Origin of the sequence: Mucilaginibacter sp., from assembly GCF_041660805.1 — a bacterium.
Taxonomy (GTDB): Bacteria; Bacteroidota; Bacteroidia; order Sphingobacteriales; family Sphingobacteriaceae; genus Mucilaginibacter.
The window spans coordinates 1-20,727 of sequence record NZ_JBAZVP010000022.1; the positions used below are offsets into that span (position 1 = coordinate 1).

16 protein-coding genes are annotated in these 20,727 nt (G+C 44.1%); 4 read left to right on the plus strand and 12 right to left on the minus strand.

Annotation, left to right across the window (positions count from 1 at the left end):
• Positions 1-55 precede the first annotated feature (55 nt).
• The 9 genes from WC743_RS20595 to WC743_RS20635 form a co-directional block, all read right to left on the minus strand.
• A complete protein-coding gene (locus WC743_RS20595; protein ID WP_373015107.1) occupies positions 56-850 on the minus strand; it encodes a DUF1835 domain-containing protein in 795 nt (264 codons plus the stop codon).
• A complete protein-coding gene (locus WC743_RS20600; RefSeq protein WP_373015109.1) occupies positions 843-2,459 on the minus strand; it encodes an ATP-dependent DNA ligase in 1,617 nt (538 codons plus the stop codon). The genes WC743_RS20595 and WC743_RS20600 overlap by 8 nt, the downstream gene beginning before the upstream one ends.
• Entirely contained in the window at positions 2,456-3,571 is a 1,116-nt protein-coding gene (locus tag WC743_RS20605; protein ID WP_373015111.1) for a ligase-associated DNA damage response exonuclease, read from the minus strand. Before WC743_RS20605 ends, WC743_RS20600 begins: the two co-directional genes overlap by 4 nt.
• Positions 3,572-3,795: 224 nt before the next feature.
• Positions 3,796-5,934, minus strand: coding sequence for a carboxy terminal-processing peptidase (locus WC743_RS20610; RefSeq protein WP_373015113.1), 2,139 nt, complete (start codon positions 5,932-5,934; stop codon positions 3,796-3,798).
• A gap of 211 nt (positions 5,935-6,145) precedes the next feature.
• On the minus strand, positions 6,146-6,766 hold the full coding sequence (locus tag WC743_RS20615; protein ID WP_373015115.1) for a hypothetical protein: 621 nt from the start codon (positions 6,764-6,766) through the stop codon (positions 6,146-6,148).
• 742 nt (positions 6,767-7,508) lie between these two features.
• A complete protein-coding gene (locus tag WC743_RS20620; RefSeq protein ID WP_373015117.1) occupies positions 7,509-8,027 on the minus strand; it encodes a hypothetical protein in 519 nt (172 codons plus the stop codon).
• A 316-nt stretch (positions 8,028-8,343) separates the two neighbouring features.
• Positions 8,344-10,125: an ATP-binding protein gene (locus WC743_RS20625; RefSeq protein WP_373015119.1), complete on the minus strand. Its 1,782-nt coding sequence runs from the start codon at positions 10,123-10,125 to the stop codon at positions 8,344-8,346.
• A gap of 577 nt (positions 10,126-10,702) precedes the next feature.
• Positions 10,703-11,545 (minus strand): isoaspartyl peptidase/L-asparaginase, encoded by an 843-nt coding sequence (locus WC743_RS20630; protein WP_373015121.1) that lies wholly within the window; start codon positions 11,543-11,545, stop codon positions 10,703-10,705.
• Positions 11,542-12,465, minus strand: coding sequence for a cyanophycinase (locus tag WC743_RS20635; protein WP_373015123.1), 924 nt, complete (start codon positions 12,463-12,465; stop codon positions 11,542-11,544). Before WC743_RS20635 ends, WC743_RS20630 begins: the two co-directional genes overlap by 4 nt.
• Positions 12,466-12,619: 154 nt before the next feature.
• Here WC743_RS20635 and cphA point away from each other — a divergent pair, with 154 nt between their 5' ends.
• The 4 genes from cphA (at position 12,620) to WC743_RS20655 (ending at position 17,256) form a co-directional block, all read left to right on the plus strand.
• A complete protein-coding gene (gene cphA / locus WC743_RS20640) occupies positions 12,620-15,247 on the plus strand; it encodes a cyanophycin synthetase (RefSeq protein ID WP_373015125.1) in 2,628 nt (875 codons plus the stop codon).
• Between the two features lie 100 nt (positions 15,248-15,347).
• Positions 15,348-15,746, plus strand: a complete 399-nt coding sequence (locus WC743_RS20645; protein WP_373015127.1) for a hypothetical protein — start codon at positions 15,348-15,350, stop codon at positions 15,744-15,746.
• An 88-nt stretch (positions 15,747-15,834) separates the two neighbouring features.
• Entirely contained in the window at positions 15,835-16,035 is a 201-nt protein-coding gene (locus WC743_RS20650; RefSeq protein WP_373015129.1) for a hypothetical protein, read from the plus strand.
• A gap of 873 nt (positions 16,036-16,908) precedes the next feature.
• Positions 16,909-17,256, plus strand: coding sequence for a bleomycin resistance protein (locus WC743_RS20655; protein ID WP_373015131.1), 348 nt, complete (start codon positions 16,909-16,911; stop codon positions 17,254-17,256).
• Between the two features lie 34 nt (positions 17,257-17,290).
• Here WC743_RS20655 and WC743_RS20660 read toward each other — a convergent pair whose 3' ends face one another.
• The 3 genes from WC743_RS20660 to WC743_RS20670 all read right to left on the minus strand — a co-directional run bounded on the left by WC743_RS20660 (position 17,291) and on the right by WC743_RS20670 (position 20,690).
• Positions 17,291-18,772 (minus strand): glycosyl hydrolase family 28 protein, encoded by a 1,482-nt coding sequence (locus tag WC743_RS20660; RefSeq protein WP_373015133.1) that lies wholly within the window; start codon positions 18,770-18,772, stop codon positions 17,291-17,293.
• 254 nt (positions 18,773-19,026) lie between these two features.
• Positions 19,027-20,022: a family 43 glycosylhydrolase gene (locus tag WC743_RS20665; RefSeq protein WP_373015135.1), complete on the minus strand. Its 996-nt coding sequence runs from the start codon at positions 20,020-20,022 to the stop codon at positions 19,027-19,029.
• Positions 20,023-20,108: 86 nt separating this feature from the next.
• Entirely contained in the window at positions 20,109-20,690 is a 582-nt protein-coding gene (locus WC743_RS20670) for an RNA polymerase sigma factor (protein WP_373015137.1), read from the minus strand.
• Between the last annotated feature and the right edge of the window lie 37 nt (positions 20,691-20,727).

Consider the following 20,727-nt stretch of genomic DNA (forward strand, 5'->3'; position numbering starts at 1 on the left):
TAGGTTAAAGAATGAAAGTGAGCGGTCGCCAACTATAGTGGTGGCGGCGAAGTAGCTATCGTTCAAGTATATATCCGCGATGGGCAAGATAGCTGAGATAGATATCCAGCTCGCTATCGCCCATTCCATAGATCTTTTCGGTTTGCCAAAAGGCGCTATAGATTTCGTGTTTATTGGTGATGCCGCTTTTATAAATATCAAGCAGTTTTTGATGGATGTAATTTAAACCATTTTCATTAACCTGTAAACGTTTCAAATGCGCCTGCATTGCCAGTTTCAATTGGTGCAGGTTTCCCCAAAATAGTGTTTCATCCAGCCATACTTTTAAGGCTTCGGCATTATGGCTTACATATAAATTCCATGCCTGGGTGGCAAGGGTAAAGTCATACTTCCCTAATTGCACCCGGATGGTATCATACAGGTATTCCAGTTGCCCGCCATTTAATTCGCCCATACCGCCAAAGTTTTCGATGCCTGGAAATTCGGCCGGACAAATCAAGTAAATGGCCGGTGCGGATAAATTGGTTTGCTGTTCAAGTAGCATCATGGCGCCTAACAGGTTTATTTGGCAATGCAGATCATACTCAAACCACAAGTTTATTTCATGATAGGGCTCGTTTAATTTTTCAAGATGAACAATCATCCTATCATGATAGTGTTCGGGCGTTTCATCAAAAGCTTTGCAAATAAATTCAGAACGCTTCTCCCAAAAATCAGCAGAAGAAACATTTTTTGATACCGGGCCTTCAGATAAAGCCTCGCGCCAAACCATTACGTTACCTTCAAGGCCGGTTTGTTCAAAGCCTCCTAATGTGGCATCGCCATTTAGTATGTGTAAGATATTACTCATTTAATAAGGCTTTTAAGCTTTCTAATGTATCGGCTTCTTCTTTAGGCTTATCATGCCGCCAGCGCAATATACGCGGAAAACGCAAAGCAATGCCCGATTTATGGCGGGTTGACCTATTAATACCTTCAAAACCTATTTCAAAAACCAGCTCGGGTTTTACCGTACGTACCGGACCAAATTTTTCAAGAGTATTCCGTTTGATGAAATAATCTACCTTGTTAATTTCCTGATCGGTAAGGCCGGAGTAGGCTTTAGCAAATGGCACCAGTTTATCGCCATCCCATACAGCAAAGGTATAATCGGTATACAAATCGGCACGCCGGCCATGGCCTTTTTGGGCGTATATCATTACCGCATCAACAGACAGCGGGTCTATCTTCCATTTCCACCAATCGCCACGCTTACGGCCTACCTGGTAGGTGGCGCTCTTGCGTTTCAGCATAATACCCTCTGCTACCATAGCGCGCGATTGCTCCCTGATGGTTTCCAGCTCCTGCCAATTATCAAATTTAATGAGTGATGAGATACGGAACACCTCTGAAAACTCCGTTTGCTGTTGTAATCTTTCCAATATAACCCGGCGTTCCGACTGTGTTTTATAGCGGATATCCTCGCCTTTATATTCCAGGCAATCATAAGCAATAACCGCAACAGGGCTATCTGTCAGGATCTTTTTACTCAAGTTTTTACGCCCTATACGGGTTTGCAGCACACTAAAGGACATAGGCGATCCATTCTGAAAGCTAAGGATCTCGCCGTCTAAAACAGTACCATCCGGCAGGGCATTCAAAAAAGGGTGCAGCTCCGGAAATTTTTCAGTCGCCAGGTCCTCACCCCTGCTCCAGATAAAGATCTGCCCATCGCGTTTTATCATTTGGGCACGTATACCATCCCATTTCCATTCGGCCTGCCACTCATCTGCTGCACCTAAGGCCGTGTTAATTTCTTCCGCATTCTTCCTTTTTTCAGATGTTTCCTGTATGGGATATGCCAAAAAGAAAGGATAAGGCCTTGATGTATTATCCGCTGCATTTTGTTCCTGTATCAGCTGGTCATAAGTATAATCTTCAGGCATCCAGCTACCCATTATACGATGTGTAAGGGCGGGTGCATCAATACCGGTGATATCTGCAAGCGCTTTTATTACCAGGTTTTGTGATACCCCAACCCTAAAACTACCGGTAAGCAGCTTGTTAAATACAAAACGTTCCTGGCTATCCAGCATAGCCCATGAATCCATTAGCCATAACTTGCGTTCCTCTTCTGTTTTAGCGCCCAGCTGGTTTATTTCAGCAATCCACTCGGTTAGCGTTTTACTGCTGCTGTTAAGGCTTTCGGGCATTAGCAATGACATGGTTTCGGCCAGGTCTCCTACAACGTGGTAGCTTTCTTCAAATAACCAGGGCGGTATATTTGATGCCTCAATAGCATAGTTCCGTATTAAGGTTGAATTGATTTGCCTTTTTGGCCGCCTGCCGGTAAATAGCGCCAGCATGTGCATTTTATCTGTATCAGGTACTTTTATAAAGTAATCTTTCAATACCTTAACCTTTTCGTTGGTTTTATTGGTCTCGTCAAGCGAGAGGAAAAGCTGGGCAAATGCTTTCATGTGGTTGCCTCCCCAGCCTCACCTAAATCCTCTCCAAAGGAGAGGACTTTATGCATTTTTTCATTTTTCTCTTCATCAGTTGGCCCCCTCTCCTCTGGAGAGGGCTGGGGTGAGGCTTCTTCTTCTTCCTCGCCGCCATAAAGCGTATGTACCTCATGGGCATCAAAGCCTATCTCGTTTAAGTAACGGGCAAATGAGGCAGTATATCCATGAGTAAGATAAACTTTTCCGCAGCCTGTGGCATCAATAGCGCTAATAAGCCCGTTCCAATCCGCATGGTCAGACATGATGAACCCCCTATCAGCAGCACGGCGGCGTTTAGCGCCGCGCAGGGCCATCCAGCCGCTGCAATAGCCAAAACTATACGGCTGGAACTTTCGCATCCAGGGAGTGCCTACAGACGACGGTGGGGCAAGGATCAATCCTTTACGCACCTCTTCTTTTGATGATTCAGGGGTTATTCTTTCTGTTGGGTTTAGTATCACGCCATTTCGACGCAGGGCCTCATTGGTATTTTCGATAACACCGTGCGTATAAACCTTACCGTTATCCAGATCAAGGTTTTGAAGGATGCGCTGGGCCTTGCCTAAGGAATAACCTACAAGTACCGTAGCAACCCCATTTTGGAGATTGGTGCGCCACCAGTTATTTACGTCGGCAAAGATCCGGGCTTGCGGCTTCCAGGAATATACCGGCATCCCAAAGGTGCATTCAGATATAAAGTGCTGGCACTTAATGGGTTCAAAAGGCGTGGATATACCATCATCCTCAATTTTATAATCGCCTGATACTACCCAAACCTCACCTTTATATTCCACCCGGATCTGTGCCGAGCCAATAACATGGCCTGCCGGGAACAGAGAGACCTGTACACCGTTCTTCACTATCTTTTCGCCATACTCAATTGTGCGTAAGTTAATGTAGCCCAGGCGATAAAGTAAAACTTCGCGGGATAAATGATGGGCTAGATAATGCTTGTGGCCCCAGTAGGCATGGTCTGCATGGGCATGGGTAATGATGGCATCATCCACCGGTTTCCAGGGATCGATATAAAACCGTCCCTTTTCACAGTAGATCCCCCTGTCGGTAAATTCAAGCAGCGGTTTGGCCATAGTGTATTTATAACCCTTGTAAACCAAATTGGTTTTAACTGCTATGGTTTGCCCCAAATCAGTAAAAAACCTCTAAAAATCTCTAATTTTCTCTGGTTTGCTTTAAAAAACACAGCATATTTTGCAGTTTGCTCTAAAAATTTCAGCATAAAAAAAAGAGGCGCGGATATCGCGCCTCTTTCAAATTTTTGGAACAAGAGAGACAAGATTTTATGTCTCCGATTTTATTTTTTTATTACACTGCTTATTTTATTGTCAAGTGTAATGTAGTCTGTCAGGATCTGGCCGGCTTCGCGTTTCAGGAAGTCAAGGTCTTCGTTCTTAGGTCTTATCTGGCCTTTCTTTAAAGCTGGCAAACCTAAGGCGGTGCGGCGCGCATTGTTTTTTTCTAAAGCTACTTTCTCATCCATATCACGCTTCCTCTTTAGCTCCGCCTCGTTCAGCGTGATCGTTTTTTCGTTCTCGCGTTTTTTCATATCAGCAATATCAGCCAATAAGTATTTGTAGCTATCGCTGGTTCTCATACGCTGATCATGCAGTTTCTTCAACTCAGGTAATACCGGAGTAAAGTCTCCCGCTTTAGTAAAATCAGTTTTAGCAATTACATCATATGGCATTGCAGATGGTTCGGTATCCTCACCGTACTTATCCAACGGAATAACTGATGGGAACTCAACATCAGGCAACACACCTTTATGCTGGGTTGCGCCACCGCTAACGCGATAGAATTTTGCTATTGTTAAATTAAGCTGGCCAAATTTGTTCTGGCTGCCGGTTGCTACAGATTTTGATTTACCTGCAAGTGCAACAAGCCTTTCTTTAATGCTTGGATTGATCACCTTATCAAGGTCAATAGCATTTTGTACCGAACCCTTACCGTAAGTTTGTGTACCTAAGATTAAACCACGGCCATAATCCTGTATAGCAGCAGAAAAGATCTCTGATGCTGATGCGCTAAACCTATCAACCATAACGGCTAACGGGCCTGAATAGGCAATGGCAGGGTCTTCGTCAGGGTCAACCTCTACCTGGTTACGGGCATCTCTTACCTGTACAACCGGGCCGGTTTTAATAAACAAACCGGTTAGCTCAATAGCTTCCATTAATGAACCGCCGCCATTCTCGCGCAGGTCAATAACTACGCCATCCACATTTTCGCGTTTCAGGGTATCCAATATCAGCCTAACATCACGGGTTGTGCTTTTGTAATTAGGGTTACCGGCTTTATAATCATTAAAATCAAGGTAAAAAGCAGGGATAGAAATAACACCTATCTTAACTGTTTTACCATTGTTGTTATAAGTACGGATCTCTTTTTTGGCCGAGATATCTTTTAAGATAATTTTATCACGTACCAGTTCAATGGTCCTTACTTTGCCAGTAGCGGTATTACCTTTTGGCAATAGCTGCAGGCGCACTAAAGTTCCTTTAGCGCCACGTATCAGTGCTATAGCGTTTTCTATCCTCCAGCCTACAACATCCTGGAAGGCGCCTGTTTTGCCTTGTGCAACACCAATTATACGGTCATCAACGTTTACCAGCTTGCTTTTATCAGCAGGGCCGCCCGCTACAATTGTTTTTATAGTAACGTATTCGTTCTCTGATAGCAGTGTAGCGCCAATACCCTCTAAAGAGCGCGACATATCAATATTAAAATTGGCCGCGTTTGATGGGTTAAAGTAGTTGGTATGCGGGTCTATCGCCTCGGTAAAAGCATCCATAAACGCCTGGAACACATCCTGGTTTGAAAGCTTGTTTGATTGCGACAATATGTTTGTGTAACGTTTCTTTAAAGTCTCTTTGTTAGCCGCTAAGGTTTTACCGGTTAGCTGCAAGTTCAACAGATCGTACTTTACACGCTGTGCCCAAAGCTGGTGAATTTCGTTTTCTGTTGCGGGGAAAGGCAGGCTATCGCGATCATAAGTAAAGGTTTCATTTTTTGTAAAATCAAACTCTTTGTTTAGCTGCGCGATAGAAAAGTTCACATATTCGGTATACCGTTTTTGGAACACGTTAAATATGTAAAACGCGTTCTCCAGGTTACCCGCTTTAATGTCATCATCAAAAACGGTTTTGTATTTGTCAAAGTCCTTAACATCACTTGCTAAAAGATAGCTGTGGTTCTCGTCAAGCTTTTTCAGGTAATGATCATATATGATTGCTGATATAGAATCATTTAAGGGAACTTTTTTATAGTTGTAATTGGCCACCAAATTGGCAACCTGCCTGCAAACTATACTTTGCTGTTCGTCTGGCTGCAGATCATTTGGTCCAGCTTTTTTGTCATGTACGGGTTTCGTTGGCGCGGCATTACACGCCAGCGCGGCGGCTAATACCACCAATAAATATAATTTCTTAAACATATCTTTTACACTATTTAAATCGGAATCTGGGTGATACATCAATACTTGTGCCTGTTTTTAATATTTGCAATATAAAAAAAGAGACAGCTTAAAAGCCGTCCCGCTACATATTATAACTGTATATTCAATAACAATATTACAATAATGTTTGGTTTGTTTTATAATAGGATAACCATTTTACGCAAATGTTACAAAGTTACCTGTAAGAGATTTACTTTGATTTAGTTAGCGGGTCAATTGCCTCGGCATAACGAAGTTCTGATTTAGGCAACCAAATTTTATTGCTTTGTACAAACTTAACTTTCTTATCAATCAGTTTTACATCATCTGTACGGCCGGTAGTAAACGCCAGTTCGCGGGCCTCTGCCAGGTCCTGCTGTGCCTGTGTGAGGTCGCCAAGGTCTGCCTTAACCATTGCCAGGCTAATAAGGCTGCTAATGGTGTGCGGGTTATCGCTTTTATTTTTTGATAGATAAATGCTTTGCAGGTAATACCATTTAGCTTCAGACAAACGGTTTTCCAGCACATATAACTGTGCCAGTTCGCTAAAGTTATAGCTGGCCAACGCATATTCGCGGTAACGCATATTATGCTGCGCCATTTTCATGACCGCTTTTTCTGAAATTTCAATGTTGTATGCTGTACGTGTAAGCGGCACTGCTTTTAGCTTTACTTTTGTAAAAGCCGCAGCAGTAGCCCCTTTTTTAATGGGCGTATGTTTAACCTGGGCAATGGCCGGTAACCTTTTGTGGCTTTTAAAATCGCCTCGCCACCATTGGGCCGAAGCTGAAAGGTTAATGGCACAAAGGATAACTAAAATGATGTATCGCATTTAATATTTCGCGGGCTATAGTTTAATTAACAGGGACGCAAATCATACAAATATAAAATATATTCATATGATTGACAAAACTTTAACTTTTCGTAATTTAACTCTTTTTTATCTAAAAAATTATTGGAACGTAAATTTTTTAAAGACTTTACCCTCCTGGTCGAAGTTTACAAACTTCGTCCTAAAATGTGTTAAGCTTTCAGCTTAACCATTTCGGAAGCTGGAAGCTTCAAAATTTTAGGTCTAAGTTACACTATGCTAAACTTAGACCAGTGTGGGGGAAGGACACACCCCTCCACCCCTCTCAAGAGGGGAATCGCACAACCCGCCGCTTCTTTTAATCTTACTGTATCACCGCGCTACACTAATAAAATAAGGGGTCATGCCGATGCATATCGGCATCTCACTGGCAAAGTAAAATACATGCTTAGCTATGAATTATCTGTAAAGTGGATGACCTTCCTGATGGGATGCTGAAATAAATTCAGCATGACCTGGTTGTTTTTCCGCCCTTGTTGGTTGTCACTAACAAGCCGCCAATGCATAACGGGATATGAAGATTCAGCCTGTGGTCGGTGTTATCACCGCACCACTACTGCGTATAAATGTTGGTGATAATGCCAACCCAAGGATATTGCTATTACACGTTCCCAATATTTTGCAAGCTTGATTTAGTCAGGAGCACTCCAGATCTTTGCTCTGTGCTGCATACCCGAGCCAGGCAAAGGGCACGAGGCCGTTTTTATTTCTTCAATATCTCGGCCGAACCCAAAAACACTTCGTTATTTTTGGTAACCAGGTTAGCGGGTACCCGGCACGAGAGGGAGTACATTTTGCTGCCAATAAATATCATTCGAATCAATAACGTGTTCTTATTAATTTTGTCAGACGCGGAAACATTATAAGTGGTATATGTGTTCCATTTGCCTATTATGATATCCCCAAAGGTATAGTTTGTCTTTTTCGACGCTATACCCATCTTCAGTTGATCAGCAAATTGCTGGGTATCCTTCACCGGCGCTAAGGCGGCCGAATCTAAATGAACCATAACTTTATAATCTATCATATTAGCACTGTATGCAAGACTGTCAGCCTCCCTTAGGGTATAAATATCAATGCCGTTCTTGGTCGTCTTTTCGGGTTCGGCGGGGAATTTTACCGACAGGTTTTCGTCCAGGTTTTTTGTTACCCAATGGGTTTGGGCTTTAGCCGCTGCCGATAGCATCAGCACAAATAACAGCAGGTAATAGGGTTTTTTCATTTACAGTAAAACTTAGTATTGTTTAAAAGTGAAGCATTAATTTGATAAAAGCCAAGATAGTATTAAAACATCAATTTTATTGAAGGGTGTTTCGGAAGAAATAAAATGAGTGGTCATGCCGATGCATATCGGCATCTCACTTGCAAAGTAAAAATGAATGCTTAGCTATGAATTGTTTGTAAAGTGGATAACCTTCCTGATGGGATGCTGAAATAAATTCAGCATGACCCGGTTTTGATGTTGCCACCAATAACGGCACAGAAATAAATGAGCAGGGCTTTAGCCTAAATAATCAAGTTAAAAAACCCATTTGCCATCAATCAATAACCCTATTCTGTACGGTCTTCAGTTTCTGAAGCTTTTTCAGCAGATCATTCGGCTTAAAGGGCTTGAGCAGGCAGTCATCAATATAAGGGAAATCGTTTATCTGTTCCACAGCCGTTCCTATGGATGCGGTTACCGCGATTATAGGCGTGGCCGCTTTTTTGCGGTCGGGCAGGGTTTTGATCAGCTTTGAGGCTTCGAGCCCGTCCATTACAGGCATATTAATATCCATCAGCACAACATCAAAATCCAGCTCCATCACCATGTCTACCGCCTCCCTGCCGTTAACGGCCAACTCCGGAACGATACCCCATTTGCCGAGGATCTTGGTGATGACCAGTATATTGATCGGCTCATCCTCTACCACCAGGACACGGAGATGGAGCATGGGTGCTGTGGCCGGCTCTTTTGCCGCAGGTTTTTTCGCCACCGTTTCTGCCAGCGGGTAGGTCAGCTCAAAGCTGAAAGTGGTACCTATGCCTTCAGCGCTGTTTAGTTCCAGCCGGCTGTTGTGCAGTTGAAGCAGCCGGTAAGCGATGGTTAAACCCAGCCCTGTTCCGTGGTACTGGCGGTTGGTGCGCGACATCACCTGTGTAAATGGCTGAAAGATCCGGTCCTGCCGGTCTATCGGAATGCCGATACCGGTATCTTCTACCCGCAAACGCAGGCTGGCCGTCGTTTCGGTTTTGCTAAGCAGCCGCGCCTCTACCCTTACATGGCCGGCGTTGGTAAACTTAACCGCGTTGCCTATCAGGTTAAACAGGATGCTGGTTAAACGGTTGGGGTCACCCAGCATGGTCTGGCCGTTAACCTCCTTGTCAATGTTACAGTCAAATTTTACGCCCTTTTCCGCAGCCCGGGCCCTAAAAGAGCCGCAAACGTTATTAATTAGTTCTGCCAGTTGGAATGGCCGGCTTTCCAGCACCACCGCGCCGCTATCAATTTTATTAAAATCGAGGATGTCGTTCACAGTGACCATCAGGTTATCAGCCGCGAATCGCAGGATATCCAGGTGTTCGATCTGATCGGGCCGGGGGCCTTCCATGTGCAGGATATGGGTCATGCCTATCACCGCGTTTAGCGGGGTGCGCAGCTCATGTGACATGGTTGACAGGAAATTGGTTTTGGCGGCAGCCTGCTCCTGCTCTGCGGCGAGGGATTTTTGCAGATGGTTCCGCAGTTCGATCTCCTTATGTTGCGATTTTTTAAAGGCCCGGAAAAAAGCATAATGTATATACAGCAGCAACAAAAAATTACACACCAGGCCTATCATACCGGCATGCCGGTTGATGATGAGCTGCTGGGTTGGCAGGGAAATTCCTATATAATTATCCAGGATGATATAGCTGATAACCGCGGCGATATTGATCAGTGAATAGATAGTGCCCCATTTGCTGCCGAGGATATAATAACCACCCGAAAGCACAAGCAGCACCAGTTCGGCCGTGGCGACGTTGAGGCTCTGCCGGAACAGCAATATGCCCGACCAGATCATAAGCGTGATACAAATGATAAAGAAATGCCCGGCCAGGCTCCAGGGCCGCCTGAACAGGAGCAATGCCAAACCGGTGAGAAAAAGCGCCAGGAAGAACCCCATCCTTATCAGCAGGAAATTCCGTTCCTGAAAGAGGTACAATATGATTAAAGTGCTGGTTAAACCAATAAAGGTTAGCAGGCATACGGCCAGTATCCCCACACGCGTGCGTTCGAGAATCTCCCGTTCTCTGTTAAATACGCGGTTATAGCGGCTAATAATTTGATCGGCAAAAAACATATAAGTAGTAGCAATATAAAAGGTTTAGATAGCCTGAGCACTGATCCCGATGTAAACCTATCCCGTTCGATAAACACTCGCCTACCTTTCAGTTTGAGTTAATCGGAGAACACTTCCCCGCATGGTCAGTGCGGGTAAATCGAAGATAGTGTTTAAAATTTGTTATCCAAACAGGAAAAATGCCGCGCCGCGCCAACGTTGTTATTGCTGCGATAACCCCCTACCGCCGTACTTGGCGGATGCAAAGATCAGGGTTACGCCCTTGTTGGTGTTGTCACCAACAAGCCGCCATGCATTATAGAATACGAAGATTAAAAGTTGTTGGTGTTGTCACCAACAACGGCAGAAAATTTGATTTACGCCAAGACTCCTTCCTTCGGGAAGGGTGCGGCTGTTTGTGAAGTGGCGGGTAGGGGTTATTTACGCCAATACCTATCTCATAAACCCCTCCCTGCACCCTCCGTTGGGAGGGAATCGCACCTATCCCTGCTTTTTTCGCCTTCCCACACCAGTGGTGACAACACCAACAAGTCGCCGTACACAACCGGATGCGAAGATTAAAAGCAGGAAGACTTAATTATTCAAATACTTCAATCTCACCATCATGCAGGGCCCAAACCATATATGGGTGTGTATCGGCATGGTAAATATCGCCTGCTTTTGAGATACCTATTATTCCGGCGAAGCCATCATAGGCCTTCATTTCATCAAGGGTTTTTGCTGTAGCCACATAAAGGGGCATACCGTCAGTAACACGGGTAACAATTTTTACAGCAACAGAACCGCTCACAATATCTTCGCCCACGCCGGTACATGATACACCTGCAAGGGCATTAGCATAGTTGCCCGCTGTAGTTGCCGAATCACTCACCCTGCCCGGTATCTCAAAGCCTTTACCACCGGTTGAGGTTGCCACCGCTATATCGCCATACATATCAAGTGCTACGCAGCCCACGGTACCTAAACGGATAGAATCGCTTAGTTTTTTTTCATATTCCTTACGGCGTTGCGGTGTTTCGGGATTATAATATTTAAAGCCATGCTCGGCAGCAAAATCACTGGCGCCCTTACCGCTTAAAACGCGGTCGTCATATTCCATCAGTTTCTCTGCCAGGCAAATAGGGTTTTTAATATTCTCAATATTAATAACGCCCGAAAATTTTTGGGTTTTGCCATCCATCAGGGAGGCGCTTAATCTTATCTTTCCGTCGCTTTGTATTTGTGAGCCGGTGCCTGCGTTAAACAGGTCGCAATCTTCAAGCAATCTTACGGTATACACCACCGTTTGGGCCGCGGTGTGGTTCTCCAGGTGTTTATGGCCAAGCTGCACAATTTCTCTCAGGGCATCCTGCTTAGTTTTTTTTACTTCCTGGTTGGTTTCGCTTTCGCTAAAAAAACCCCCGTGTATGATTAGCTTCATTGCAATAAGTTGTTACTATCCGGAGCGGTTATAAAAACGCCCTCTTCTACCTTCACTGCTTTTTTAATGATCATGCGCTGCTGCTGCAGGTCGTACTTATCAAATATAGACATTACATGAACCTTTAAGTTTTCAATAGAAACGGGGTCGCCTATTTCTACATCATAAACGTTGGTTTCCACTATATTAGTGCCATCAACCAGCATTATTAATCCGGAACCAATTGCTTCCATCATAGCGCCTTCGGTTATCAGCAAACCGGCGTCTTCCCCTAAACCAATTCCCAAAATACCCGGGTTGGTAGCAACAGCATACAGCAAACGCCCAATACGGCCCCGTTGTACAAAGTGGGTATCAACAATAACAGAATCTATAAATCCTAATCCGGCGGTTATCTGCACTTCGCCTTTTATCAGCGCTTCGTTACTTTGCCCGCGATATATCATATGGGTTGAAGCCGCCGCCGCCCCTGCAGATGTACCGGCAATTACAAAATTCTCTTCGTTATAGCGTTTCTTCAGGATCTGCAAAAATTGGGTGCCGCCAAAAATAGCGGTCAGGCGCAGCTGGTCGCCGCCGCTAAACATTACTACGTCCGCTTTGCGGATGCGCTCTAAAAATTCAGGATTAGAGGTATCTTCGCGGCTTTTTATATGCAATACATTTACATGGGTAACACTTAGCTGGTTAAAGGCTTTTATATACTCGTGGCCCACAAGCTCGGGTATTTGCGATGCCGTGGTAATTACCTCAACCACAGATGCTTCCTGCTTATCAGACTCATTAATAATGCGCTTGAGTATGCCTTTTTCAAAGAATTTTATGTAATGGGGCTGCATTATATGCTCCGTCACACTTACATTACTGCCCATATCAACAGCACCACCTATAATAACCAGTTTTCCTTTTGGGGCAATCATAATTCTTATATCAATTTATACAAATTAAAATAAAAATCGTTTAAAACGAGTGATTTAATTAATAATACTGCATTTTTCAACCGAAACTTTTTATTAACTTGATAAGTTCTTTAGATTTAAAAAGAATTTCCTTAACTGATTTTGAAGCGCATTTATGAAGATTGAAAATATACAGGTACTACGCGGGCCTAACCTATGGAGTGTTAACCGCAAGAAGCTAATTCAGATGCGTTTGAATTTGGAGGAGATGGAGCAACGCCCAACAAATACCATTGACGGGTTTTACGAGCGCATGAAAGATCTTATCCCCAGCCTTCACTCGCACCGCTGTTCGCCGGGTGTACCGGGTGGCTTTTTTGAGCGTGTAATTGCCGGCACCTGGATGGGCCACGTAATTGAACACATTGCTTTAGAGATACAAACCCTTGCCGGCATGAACACCGGTTTTGGCCGCACCCGCGAAACCAAAACGCCGGGCGTTTACAACGTGGTTTTTGCATACCTGGAAGAGAAAGTTGGCGTTTTTGCGGCAGAAAGCGCCGTGCGTATTGCCGAGGCCCTGATAGCCGGTGAAGAGTACGACCTGGAAGCCGACATACAGCAAATGCGCGAGATACGCGAAAATACCCGTTTGGGCCCAAGTACAGGGTCAATAGTAGAAGAGGCTATAGCACGCGATATCCCCTGGATAAGATTGAATAACCAATCATTAGTGCAGTTGGGCTACGGCAAGAACCAGGTCCGTTTCCGTGCCACCATGACGGAGAAGACCAGCTGCATTGCCGTTGATATTGCCAGCAACAAGGATGAAACCAAGCGCTTGTTACAGGAGCAGGCCATCCCGGTTGCAAAAGGCATGACCATTAGCAGTGTTGAACAAGTGGTTGAGGCGGTAAGCAAGATAGGCTTCCCCCTGGTATTTAAACCGCTTGATGGTAACCATGGCCGCGGCATCAGCATTAACATACGCGATTTGACAGATGCTATTGCCGCTTATGAATTTGCCGCCCGCATATCGCGCAAGGTAATTGTAGAGCGCTTTATAACCGGTTATGATTTTAGGGTGCTGGTGATAGATAATAAAATGGTAGCCGCCGCCCTGCGCGATCCGGCCCATGTGAAAGGCGATGGCGAACTGACCATTCAGCAATTAATTGATAAAGAAAATTCTGACCCGCGACGGGGCTACGGGCACGAGAATGTGCTTACCCTTATTGATGTTGACCGCGATACCCTTGACCTGTTAGAAAAGAAAGGTTATACCTTGGATACCATCCCCGCTGAGGGCGAAAAGGTATTTGTAAAATCGACCGCCAACTTAAGCACCGGTGGTACATCTGTTGATGTTACCGACCATGTGCACCCGCAGAATATTTTTATCTGCGAACGCATCTCTAAAATAATTGGGCTGGATATATGCGGTATAGATATAATGGCCGAGAACCTCACCGAACCGCTAACCGAAAATGGCGGCGTGGTATTGGAGGTTAATGCCGCACCAGGTTTCCGGATGCATATTGCCCCGAGTGAAGGCCTGCCCCGCAACGTAGCCGGGCATGTTATTGATATGCTTTATCCTCCGGGCAAATCGGCACGGATCCCTATTATTGCCATTACCGGCACCAACGGCAAAACCACTACCACCCGTTTAATAGCGCACATTGTAAAAAATAACGGGCACAGGGTGGGCTTTACCACATCTGATGGTATTTACATCCAAAATAATATGATGCTGAAGGGCGACACCACCGGCCCGGTAAGCAGCGAATTTATACTAAAAGACCCTACGGTTGATTTTGCCGTACTGGAAACCGCACGCGGCGGTATCTTAAGATCGGGCCTGGGCTTTGGCTTTTGCGATATTGGCGTAATAACCAACATACAGGAAGATCACCTCGGCATATCAGATATTCATACGCTTGATGATCTGGCACGTGTAAAAAGCGTGGTTATCAATTCCATTAAAAAAGATGGCTGGGCAGTGCTGAATGCTGATAATAAGTATTGCGTAGAGATTGGCAAAAAAGCCGATTGTAACGTGGCCTATTTTAGCCGTACCGAAAACAACCCGGTTGTGATTGCCCATTGCAAAAAAGGCGGTATTGCCTGCGTTTGCGAAAACGGGTTCATTACCATACAAAAAGGCGATTGGAAGATCCGCGTACAGCGCACCATTCTTATCCCGCTTACTTTTGGGGGCACAGTTGCTTTTATGATAGATAACGTAATGGCGGCTACCCTGGCTACCTTCTTACACGGCTTTAAACCCGAGGACATCAAAATGTCGCTTGAAACCTTTATCCCGTCTGCAGCGCAAACACCGGGCAGGATGAACATCTTTGAGTTTAAGGATTTCCGTTTCATGATTGATTTTGCACATAACCCTGATGGGTTTAACGGTATAAAACAATTCCTGAGCTATATTGATTCGCCATTGAAGATCGGTATCATAGCCGGTACCGGCGACAGGCGCGATGACGATATCCGCGAGCTGGGTAAAATAGCGGCAGAAATGTTTGATTATATTATCCTCCGCCAGGAAAAACATCTGCGCGGCCGTACCGCAGAAAATATCCTTGAACTGTTGATAGAAGGTATAAAATCAGTTGACCATAACAAGTCTTTTGAAGTGGTGCCAAAAGAAGTAGATGCCATTAAGCATGCTATGAGCCTGGCCAAACCGGGTACATTCATCACAGCCCTGAGCGATGTAATAAGCAATGCCATTGAAACCGTACAAAACTACCAGGAGCAAGAGCGGAACGGGTTGTTTAACGTATAACCTTCAGGAACTTACAGTTTAAACCAGAAAAAGCCGCTTCATAATTAATTTATGAAGCGGCTTCTTTTTATTGCCCGGTCATAATGTATATCTTTACATAATGCCACGACACAAAACAAATATTTTTTTTAACACTCAACCAAAACGGTGGTGGCTGGCATTAACTTTATTCCTTAGTTTTTTTGCCCTTTCGGGATACGTAAGCAATGCGCCGCAAAACAGCATAGCAACGCCAACTGAGCAAGTAGTTTTACCAAACGGACACTTAAAAAATGCGGTAAGCTATAAAAGGGCGCGGTTGTTATTTTACAATAAAAGTTGCGCTAACCCACTATTCAGAAGCGACAATAACACAGCCATTTTTATTTACAATAAAACAGTAAATACACAATACCTTCGTTTAAAGCAATTTGCTTTGCTTAAACCACGTTTAATAATTCTGTTAAACGGCATTCCACATTTTTCTGCTTCAGAGCACCCGGCTTCCCTGCGGGCATAAATTCGCTTTGCCATTATTGGCTTTACACAAATTTTTTATCACACAATTAGCCGTGGCTTAATGCCGGCTTATCTTATAATTTATTGACATGAAAAGACTCAAAAAAATATTGAGGCTTTGCGGGCTTGTGCTGTTTTTAACATTGGCCGTTATTGGCATTTCTGTAACCGGCGCCGCGCAGGCCCCACCCAAACGGGGCGGGCGCGATAATGATAGCGAAATACTGATAGAACTGGTGGAAAAAGAAAAGGAAGAAAAAGATACACAAGGCGAGGAAGCCTTTTATTAAGAAAGCCGCCTGTATAATTTGCCTAAAGATTTCGGTGAGGACACCGAAATGGGGAATTGGGCTGTGCTATATAACCTCCTCCGTTGGTTATGTTTTTAAAAAATTTGCATTCGGCGAACTTGCCTAAAGATTTCGGTGAGGACACCGAAATAGGGAACTGGGCTGTGAGGACACCGAAACGGGGAATTGGGCTGTGATATAAGCTACCTACCCCGCTGGTTATGTCCTCACAACCAGTTGCATTCGGCGGCTTGCCTAAAGATTTCGGTGAGGACACCGAAATAGGGAACTGGGCTGTGAGGACACCGAAACGGGAATTGGGCTGTGATATAAGCTACCTACCCCGCTGGTTATGTCCTCACAACCAGTTGCATTCGGCGAACTTGCCTAAAGATTTCGGTGAGGACACCGAAATGGGGAGGTGGGCTGTGAGGACACCGAAACGGGGAATTGGGCCGTGATATAAGCTACCTACCCCGCTGGTTATGTCCTCACAACCGGCTGCATTCGGCGGCTTGCCTAAAGATTTCGGTGAGGACACCGAAATAGGGAACTGGGCTGTGAGGACACCGAAACGGGAATTGGGCTGTGATATAAGCTACCTACCCCGCTGGTTGTGTCCTCACAACCAGTTGCATTCGGCGCGCCTGCCTAAAGATTTCGGTGAGGACACCGAAATGGGGAGGTGGCTCAGTGTTCTTTGTGTTTCCTTACTTTGTGTGCTTTGTGGTAAAAATTAACCACAAAGATTGACGCCAAATTTTCTTCTTCTTATCAGGTTTTTTCATTTCTCTCATAATTCGTTTAATGATAGCTATTTACAGACTGTTTATTTACATTTGATTTTCATAAAGCAATTAAATTCCAATCAATATGCTTACAGAAGTCAACCCCAAACTACCAATGCGCGATAAGGCCATTACAAAAGATTTCTACTTAAACAAATTGGGTTTTCAAGAATTTGGCGGCGATTACGATGGCTACCTTATGGTACAAAAAGACAGTATCCAAATTCACTTTTTTGAGTTTAAAGAACTTGATCCAAAGGAAAACTATGGCCAGATATATGTCCGTACGGATGATATAGAAGCATTTTATCAATTTGCCCAAAGTAAAAACATCATCAGTAATAAATTGGAGCATAAACCCTGGGGGCAAAAGGAGTTCTCTATTCTTGACCCTGATAACAACCTGCTAACTATCGGACAGAACTTATTTTAAAATTTTCACAAGGGAGTAAATAATTTATACACTGTTATTTTGACGGTGATTTTATGAATTTGATGTTTTCTACATGCTCACCAATGAAAATATTCGCCATATCACCGGTCTTATAAAAACCGGGCTTCCCTTCCATATTATCAGCAATAATTAATCCGTTGATCTGCAGATTTTCGAAAACCACATTCTTAACAGCCCTGTGCTCGTCATAACCGGCGATCAGGGAAAGAGGAGGATCCTGACTGGCATAGGAAATATTCTTAAACAGGATGTTTTCAATGGCAGAGCCGGGAGAGGTATTGTATTTTTTGTTAAACATGATCCGAACATTGAAGAGCTGCCCCTTACGGATCTGCTCTATATTGATATTTTCAAAACTGATGTCCCTGAGTGTATTGCTGTCCCCCGCGTTTAGGGACAAACATCCCTGGTAGTCCATTTGGTTTTCATGCTGATCGAGTATCTCCAGACCTGTAAACTTCATATTTGATAACGTGTCTGGATGTTGTGAATCGCCATGCGTGCCAATCAGTATCGGATGAGCGACGTCAGCCCAGAGCAAGGAGTTACTTACCGAAACATTTTTCGTGTTTCCATAATAGTTCCAGCGATGCCCATAGATAGCGATACAATCATCAGAATTTCGCATAAAAACATGGTCCAGGGTGATATCTGCACTGCAGAAAATGTCTATACCATCCGCATTGCCTTCTGAGCTGAAAGATTTAATATTACTTATTTTCACCTGGTTGGATTGACCGATCAGCACCGTGTATTTGTGCGGCAAAAAAACAATGCCATCAATATCAACATTGGTCGAAAAACTGACGATCAGCTGATCATTGCGCCCCGTTCTGATTTTGTTGGTTTTATTTAAAGTTGATGTTGGTGGCATGGATTCTATCTGGGTTAGGATGCCACGGCCCCCGATATGTACATTTTTTGCATGGTCCACAATAAAACTGCCTTCAACAATAGCCCCACCGGCGATATAGACTGTTTTATTTGACTTGATCAACATTTTTCCAATCTGATGGATCCCCGGACCGTAATAGATGACATTGGTATCCCTGGCTGACGGCCGCGTTGTTTCCAGCGGATTGGCGAACAATTGCATGTTTTGAAATATATCGCCATTTACTTCTATTGACATGTACTGGTTTGCGCTTATTGAAAAAGAAATGTTATTGCCATGGATCACCGGTTGAATGCCTAGGGAGAGGGGCCGGATCTTTACCGACCTGATACTTCCGGTATTTACAGTCAGGTTCACTTCAACGGTCCCGGAACAATCAAAATAAGCGAAGGACGTTTTTTTGATGATCGTTTTGGTATCAACAACGTTAGCTACGTTAGCATGATAAATGTCAACATTTTGCCAGGGGCTGCCGGCTTCCCTCACCTTTAAATAGTAATCTTTACTAATGAAATTACACGGAGGTGCCTTGTAGGTAATAATTTTAGCAAACCCGGGTTGGGTGAATATCAACAGCAGGCCTAAAAAGATATTTCTCATCTGGATTATTAGTTCTATTTATAATTGTTAAGAACTATAAAGACCGAAAACCTGGATTTTTATACTCAATAAAAACACCAAGACAAAAGAAATAATAGCGTAGGCCGGGGATGTTTAATGTCCTGTGCTTTAAATAAAACGGCCCCAGTGAAGGGGCCATTAACTAATTATGTTACCGGAATGGTAATTTGCCGAAGAGTGTATCAAAGACAGCCGCACCGCTGTTTGATACTCAGTTAGCGGAACAAACCATACTATTCCGTCACTAACCCGGTTTTTATATTCAATTTAAACGGTTTAGGCGCAGGTAACCATAACTTACCGTCGCCAATTTCTACCGGCATCCAAAGATACCTCGAGTCCCATTGCGTTTTAGGTTTCCATATATCCCCTAAATATAATATAGTAGTTCCCTTTGTTCCAACAACTTTAAGCAGTAAGGTAGATTGGGAACCATAAGTGTTTGTTTCCGGCGGCGCGATATCCGTGAATTCGGACCACGGACCTTCCAGGGATTTAGCTGTCGCGTATTTATTGGGATTTGCCCGCCAGCCGGTTAAAGCAGAACCGATAGCGTAATATAACCCCTTATAGTGTACAATCGCTCCGCCTTCCATATGCTGTGAAATGAGGCACATTTCCTTTTCTACGTCCATATAATCTTCGGAAAGCCGTGCAATCCGAAACCCGTATGGCCGGTCTTCAAATATCAGGTAAGCGGTGCCGTCATCATCCACAAACTGCCCTATATCCCGGCTTTCATGGCCCAAAGGGCGAAAACTTTTAACAAAAGTGTAATCACCGTCGGGTTCGTCACTAATAGCGATGCCTACACTCGCTGTCTTATAGGATTTATTATCGAGATGGAAATACATGACATACTTCTTCGTCTTGCTGTTATAGAACACTTTCGGACGCTCCAGCACCCAGCCTTCTCCCTGATTGTTCGGATCGGTCATCTGCACAACGTCTTTACGAAACTTCCAATTCATCAGATCTTTAGATGAATAGCAGCTCACATAACGCTTATTAGAGTCAAGCCCCTTGCGCCTTTCTTCGCCATACCAATAATAGGTGTCTTTGATCTTGGTAATACCCCCGCCGTGGGCCTGTATATGTTCCCCGCGATCGTCCGGCCACACCTCTGTAGGGCGAAACTCTGTCAGTTTCTGGGCAAAGCCCTTATTGCAGTAAACCAGCAAGGCTATTACTAATAGCTGCCTGCAAAGGGCCCCATTTAATCTTATCATTGTTGTTTTTTTATTAATTTATTGATACTGTTTTATAAAAAAATGCCGCGCCTTTATTGTTTACCTGAACCTGCTTCTTACTTAGCTCATACGGCCATACGACAGTTCCGCAGTTGTTGGTCGGTCGTCAGTTCAGTCCTTAACTGAAGGATCGCCCGGTGGACATGATTGACTACCGATTGATATTTAATGCCGGTAACTTCTGCAATCTGGTCATAATTCCAGCCATCAAAATATTTCAAAAATATCATTTCCCTTTGCCTGCCGGGCAAGGTATTTAAAGCCGCGGATAATAGCCTGTTAACTTCTTTATTATTCTCAAAATTAACCATTACTTCCTCCTGTGAAAAAACAATATTGATATGCTGATGATCATCCGTCAGCGAGTCGTGAATTTTGTGACTTTTAATATAGTTGATGGCCATTGACCGGGCTGATTTGAAAAAATAGACCTTAAGGTTATAAATCGGCCCGAAGTTTTCTTTCCGTTCCCACATTTTAATGAACAGGTCCTGTAATATATCCTGACAAATATCTTCGTCCCGGATAATTTTCAACAGGTAATGATATAAAGCAGGGTAAAGTTCATGGTGGATACAACCAAAGGAGGCTACATTTCCCTGGCGGGATTCATCCCACCAACCCGATAACTGGTTACTTTTGTTCATAGTGGCTTTAATGGCTAATACTATTACGTTGCTGAAT

Bases quoted from the DNA above. Each gene is read 5' to 3' on its own strand.
- WC743_RS20630 (WP_373015121.1), bottom strand. From the start codon at position 11,545: ATGAAGCTAATCATACACGGGGGTTTTTTTAGCGAAAGCGAAACCAAC.
- WC743_RS20620 (WP_373015117.1), bottom strand. From the start codon at position 8,027: ATGAAAAAACCCTATTACCTGCTGTTATTTGTGCTGATGCTATCGGCA.
- WC743_RS20660 (WP_373015133.1), bottom strand. From the start codon at position 18,772: ATGAGAAATATCTTTTTAGGCCTGCTGTTGATATTCACCCAACCCGGG.
- WC743_RS20600 (WP_373015109.1), bottom strand. From the start codon at position 2,459: ATGAAAGCATTTGCCCAGCTTTTCCTCTCGCTTGACGAGACCAATAAA.
- WC743_RS20595 (WP_373015107.1), bottom strand. From the start codon at position 850: ATGAGTAATATCTTACACATACTAAATGGCGATGCCACATTAGGAGGC.
- WC743_RS20655 (WP_373015131.1), top strand. From the start codon at position 16,909: ATGCTTACAGAAGTCAACCCCAAACTACCAATGCGCGATAAGGCCATT.
- WC743_RS20665 (WP_373015135.1), bottom strand. From the start codon at position 20,022: ATGATAAGATTAAATGGGGCCCTTTGCAGGCAGCTATTAGTAATAGCC.
- cphA (WP_373015125.1), top strand. From the start codon at position 12,620: ATGAAGATTGAAAATATACAGGTACTACGCGGGCCTAACCTATGGAGT.
- WC743_RS20670 (WP_373015137.1), bottom strand. From the start codon at position 20,690: ATGAACAAAAGTAACCAGTTATCGGGTTGGTGGGATGAATCCCGCCAG.
- WC743_RS20625 (WP_373015119.1), bottom strand. From the start codon at position 10,125: ATGTTTTTTGCCGATCAAATTATTAGCCGCTATAACCGCGTATTTAAC.
- WC743_RS20650 (WP_373015129.1), top strand. From the start codon at position 15,835: ATGAAAAGACTCAAAAAAATATTGAGGCTTTGCGGGCTTGTGCTGTTT.
- WC743_RS20605 (WP_373015111.1), bottom strand. From the start codon at position 3,571: ATGGCCAAACCGCTGCTTGAATTTACCGACAGGGGGATCTACTGTGAA.
- WC743_RS20615 (WP_373015115.1), bottom strand. From the start codon at position 6,766: ATGCGATACATCATTTTAGTTATCCTTTGTGCCATTAACCTTTCAGCT.
- WC743_RS20635 (WP_373015123.1), bottom strand. From the start codon at position 12,465: ATGATTGCCCCAAAAGGAAAACTGGTTATTATAGGTGGTGCTGTTGAT.
- WC743_RS20645 (WP_373015127.1), top strand. From the start codon at position 15,348: ATGCCACGACACAAAACAAATATTTTTTTTAACACTCAACCAAAACGG.
- WC743_RS20610 (WP_373015113.1), bottom strand. From the start codon at position 5,934: ATGTTTAAGAAATTATATTTATTGGTGGTATTAGCCGCCGCGCTGGCG.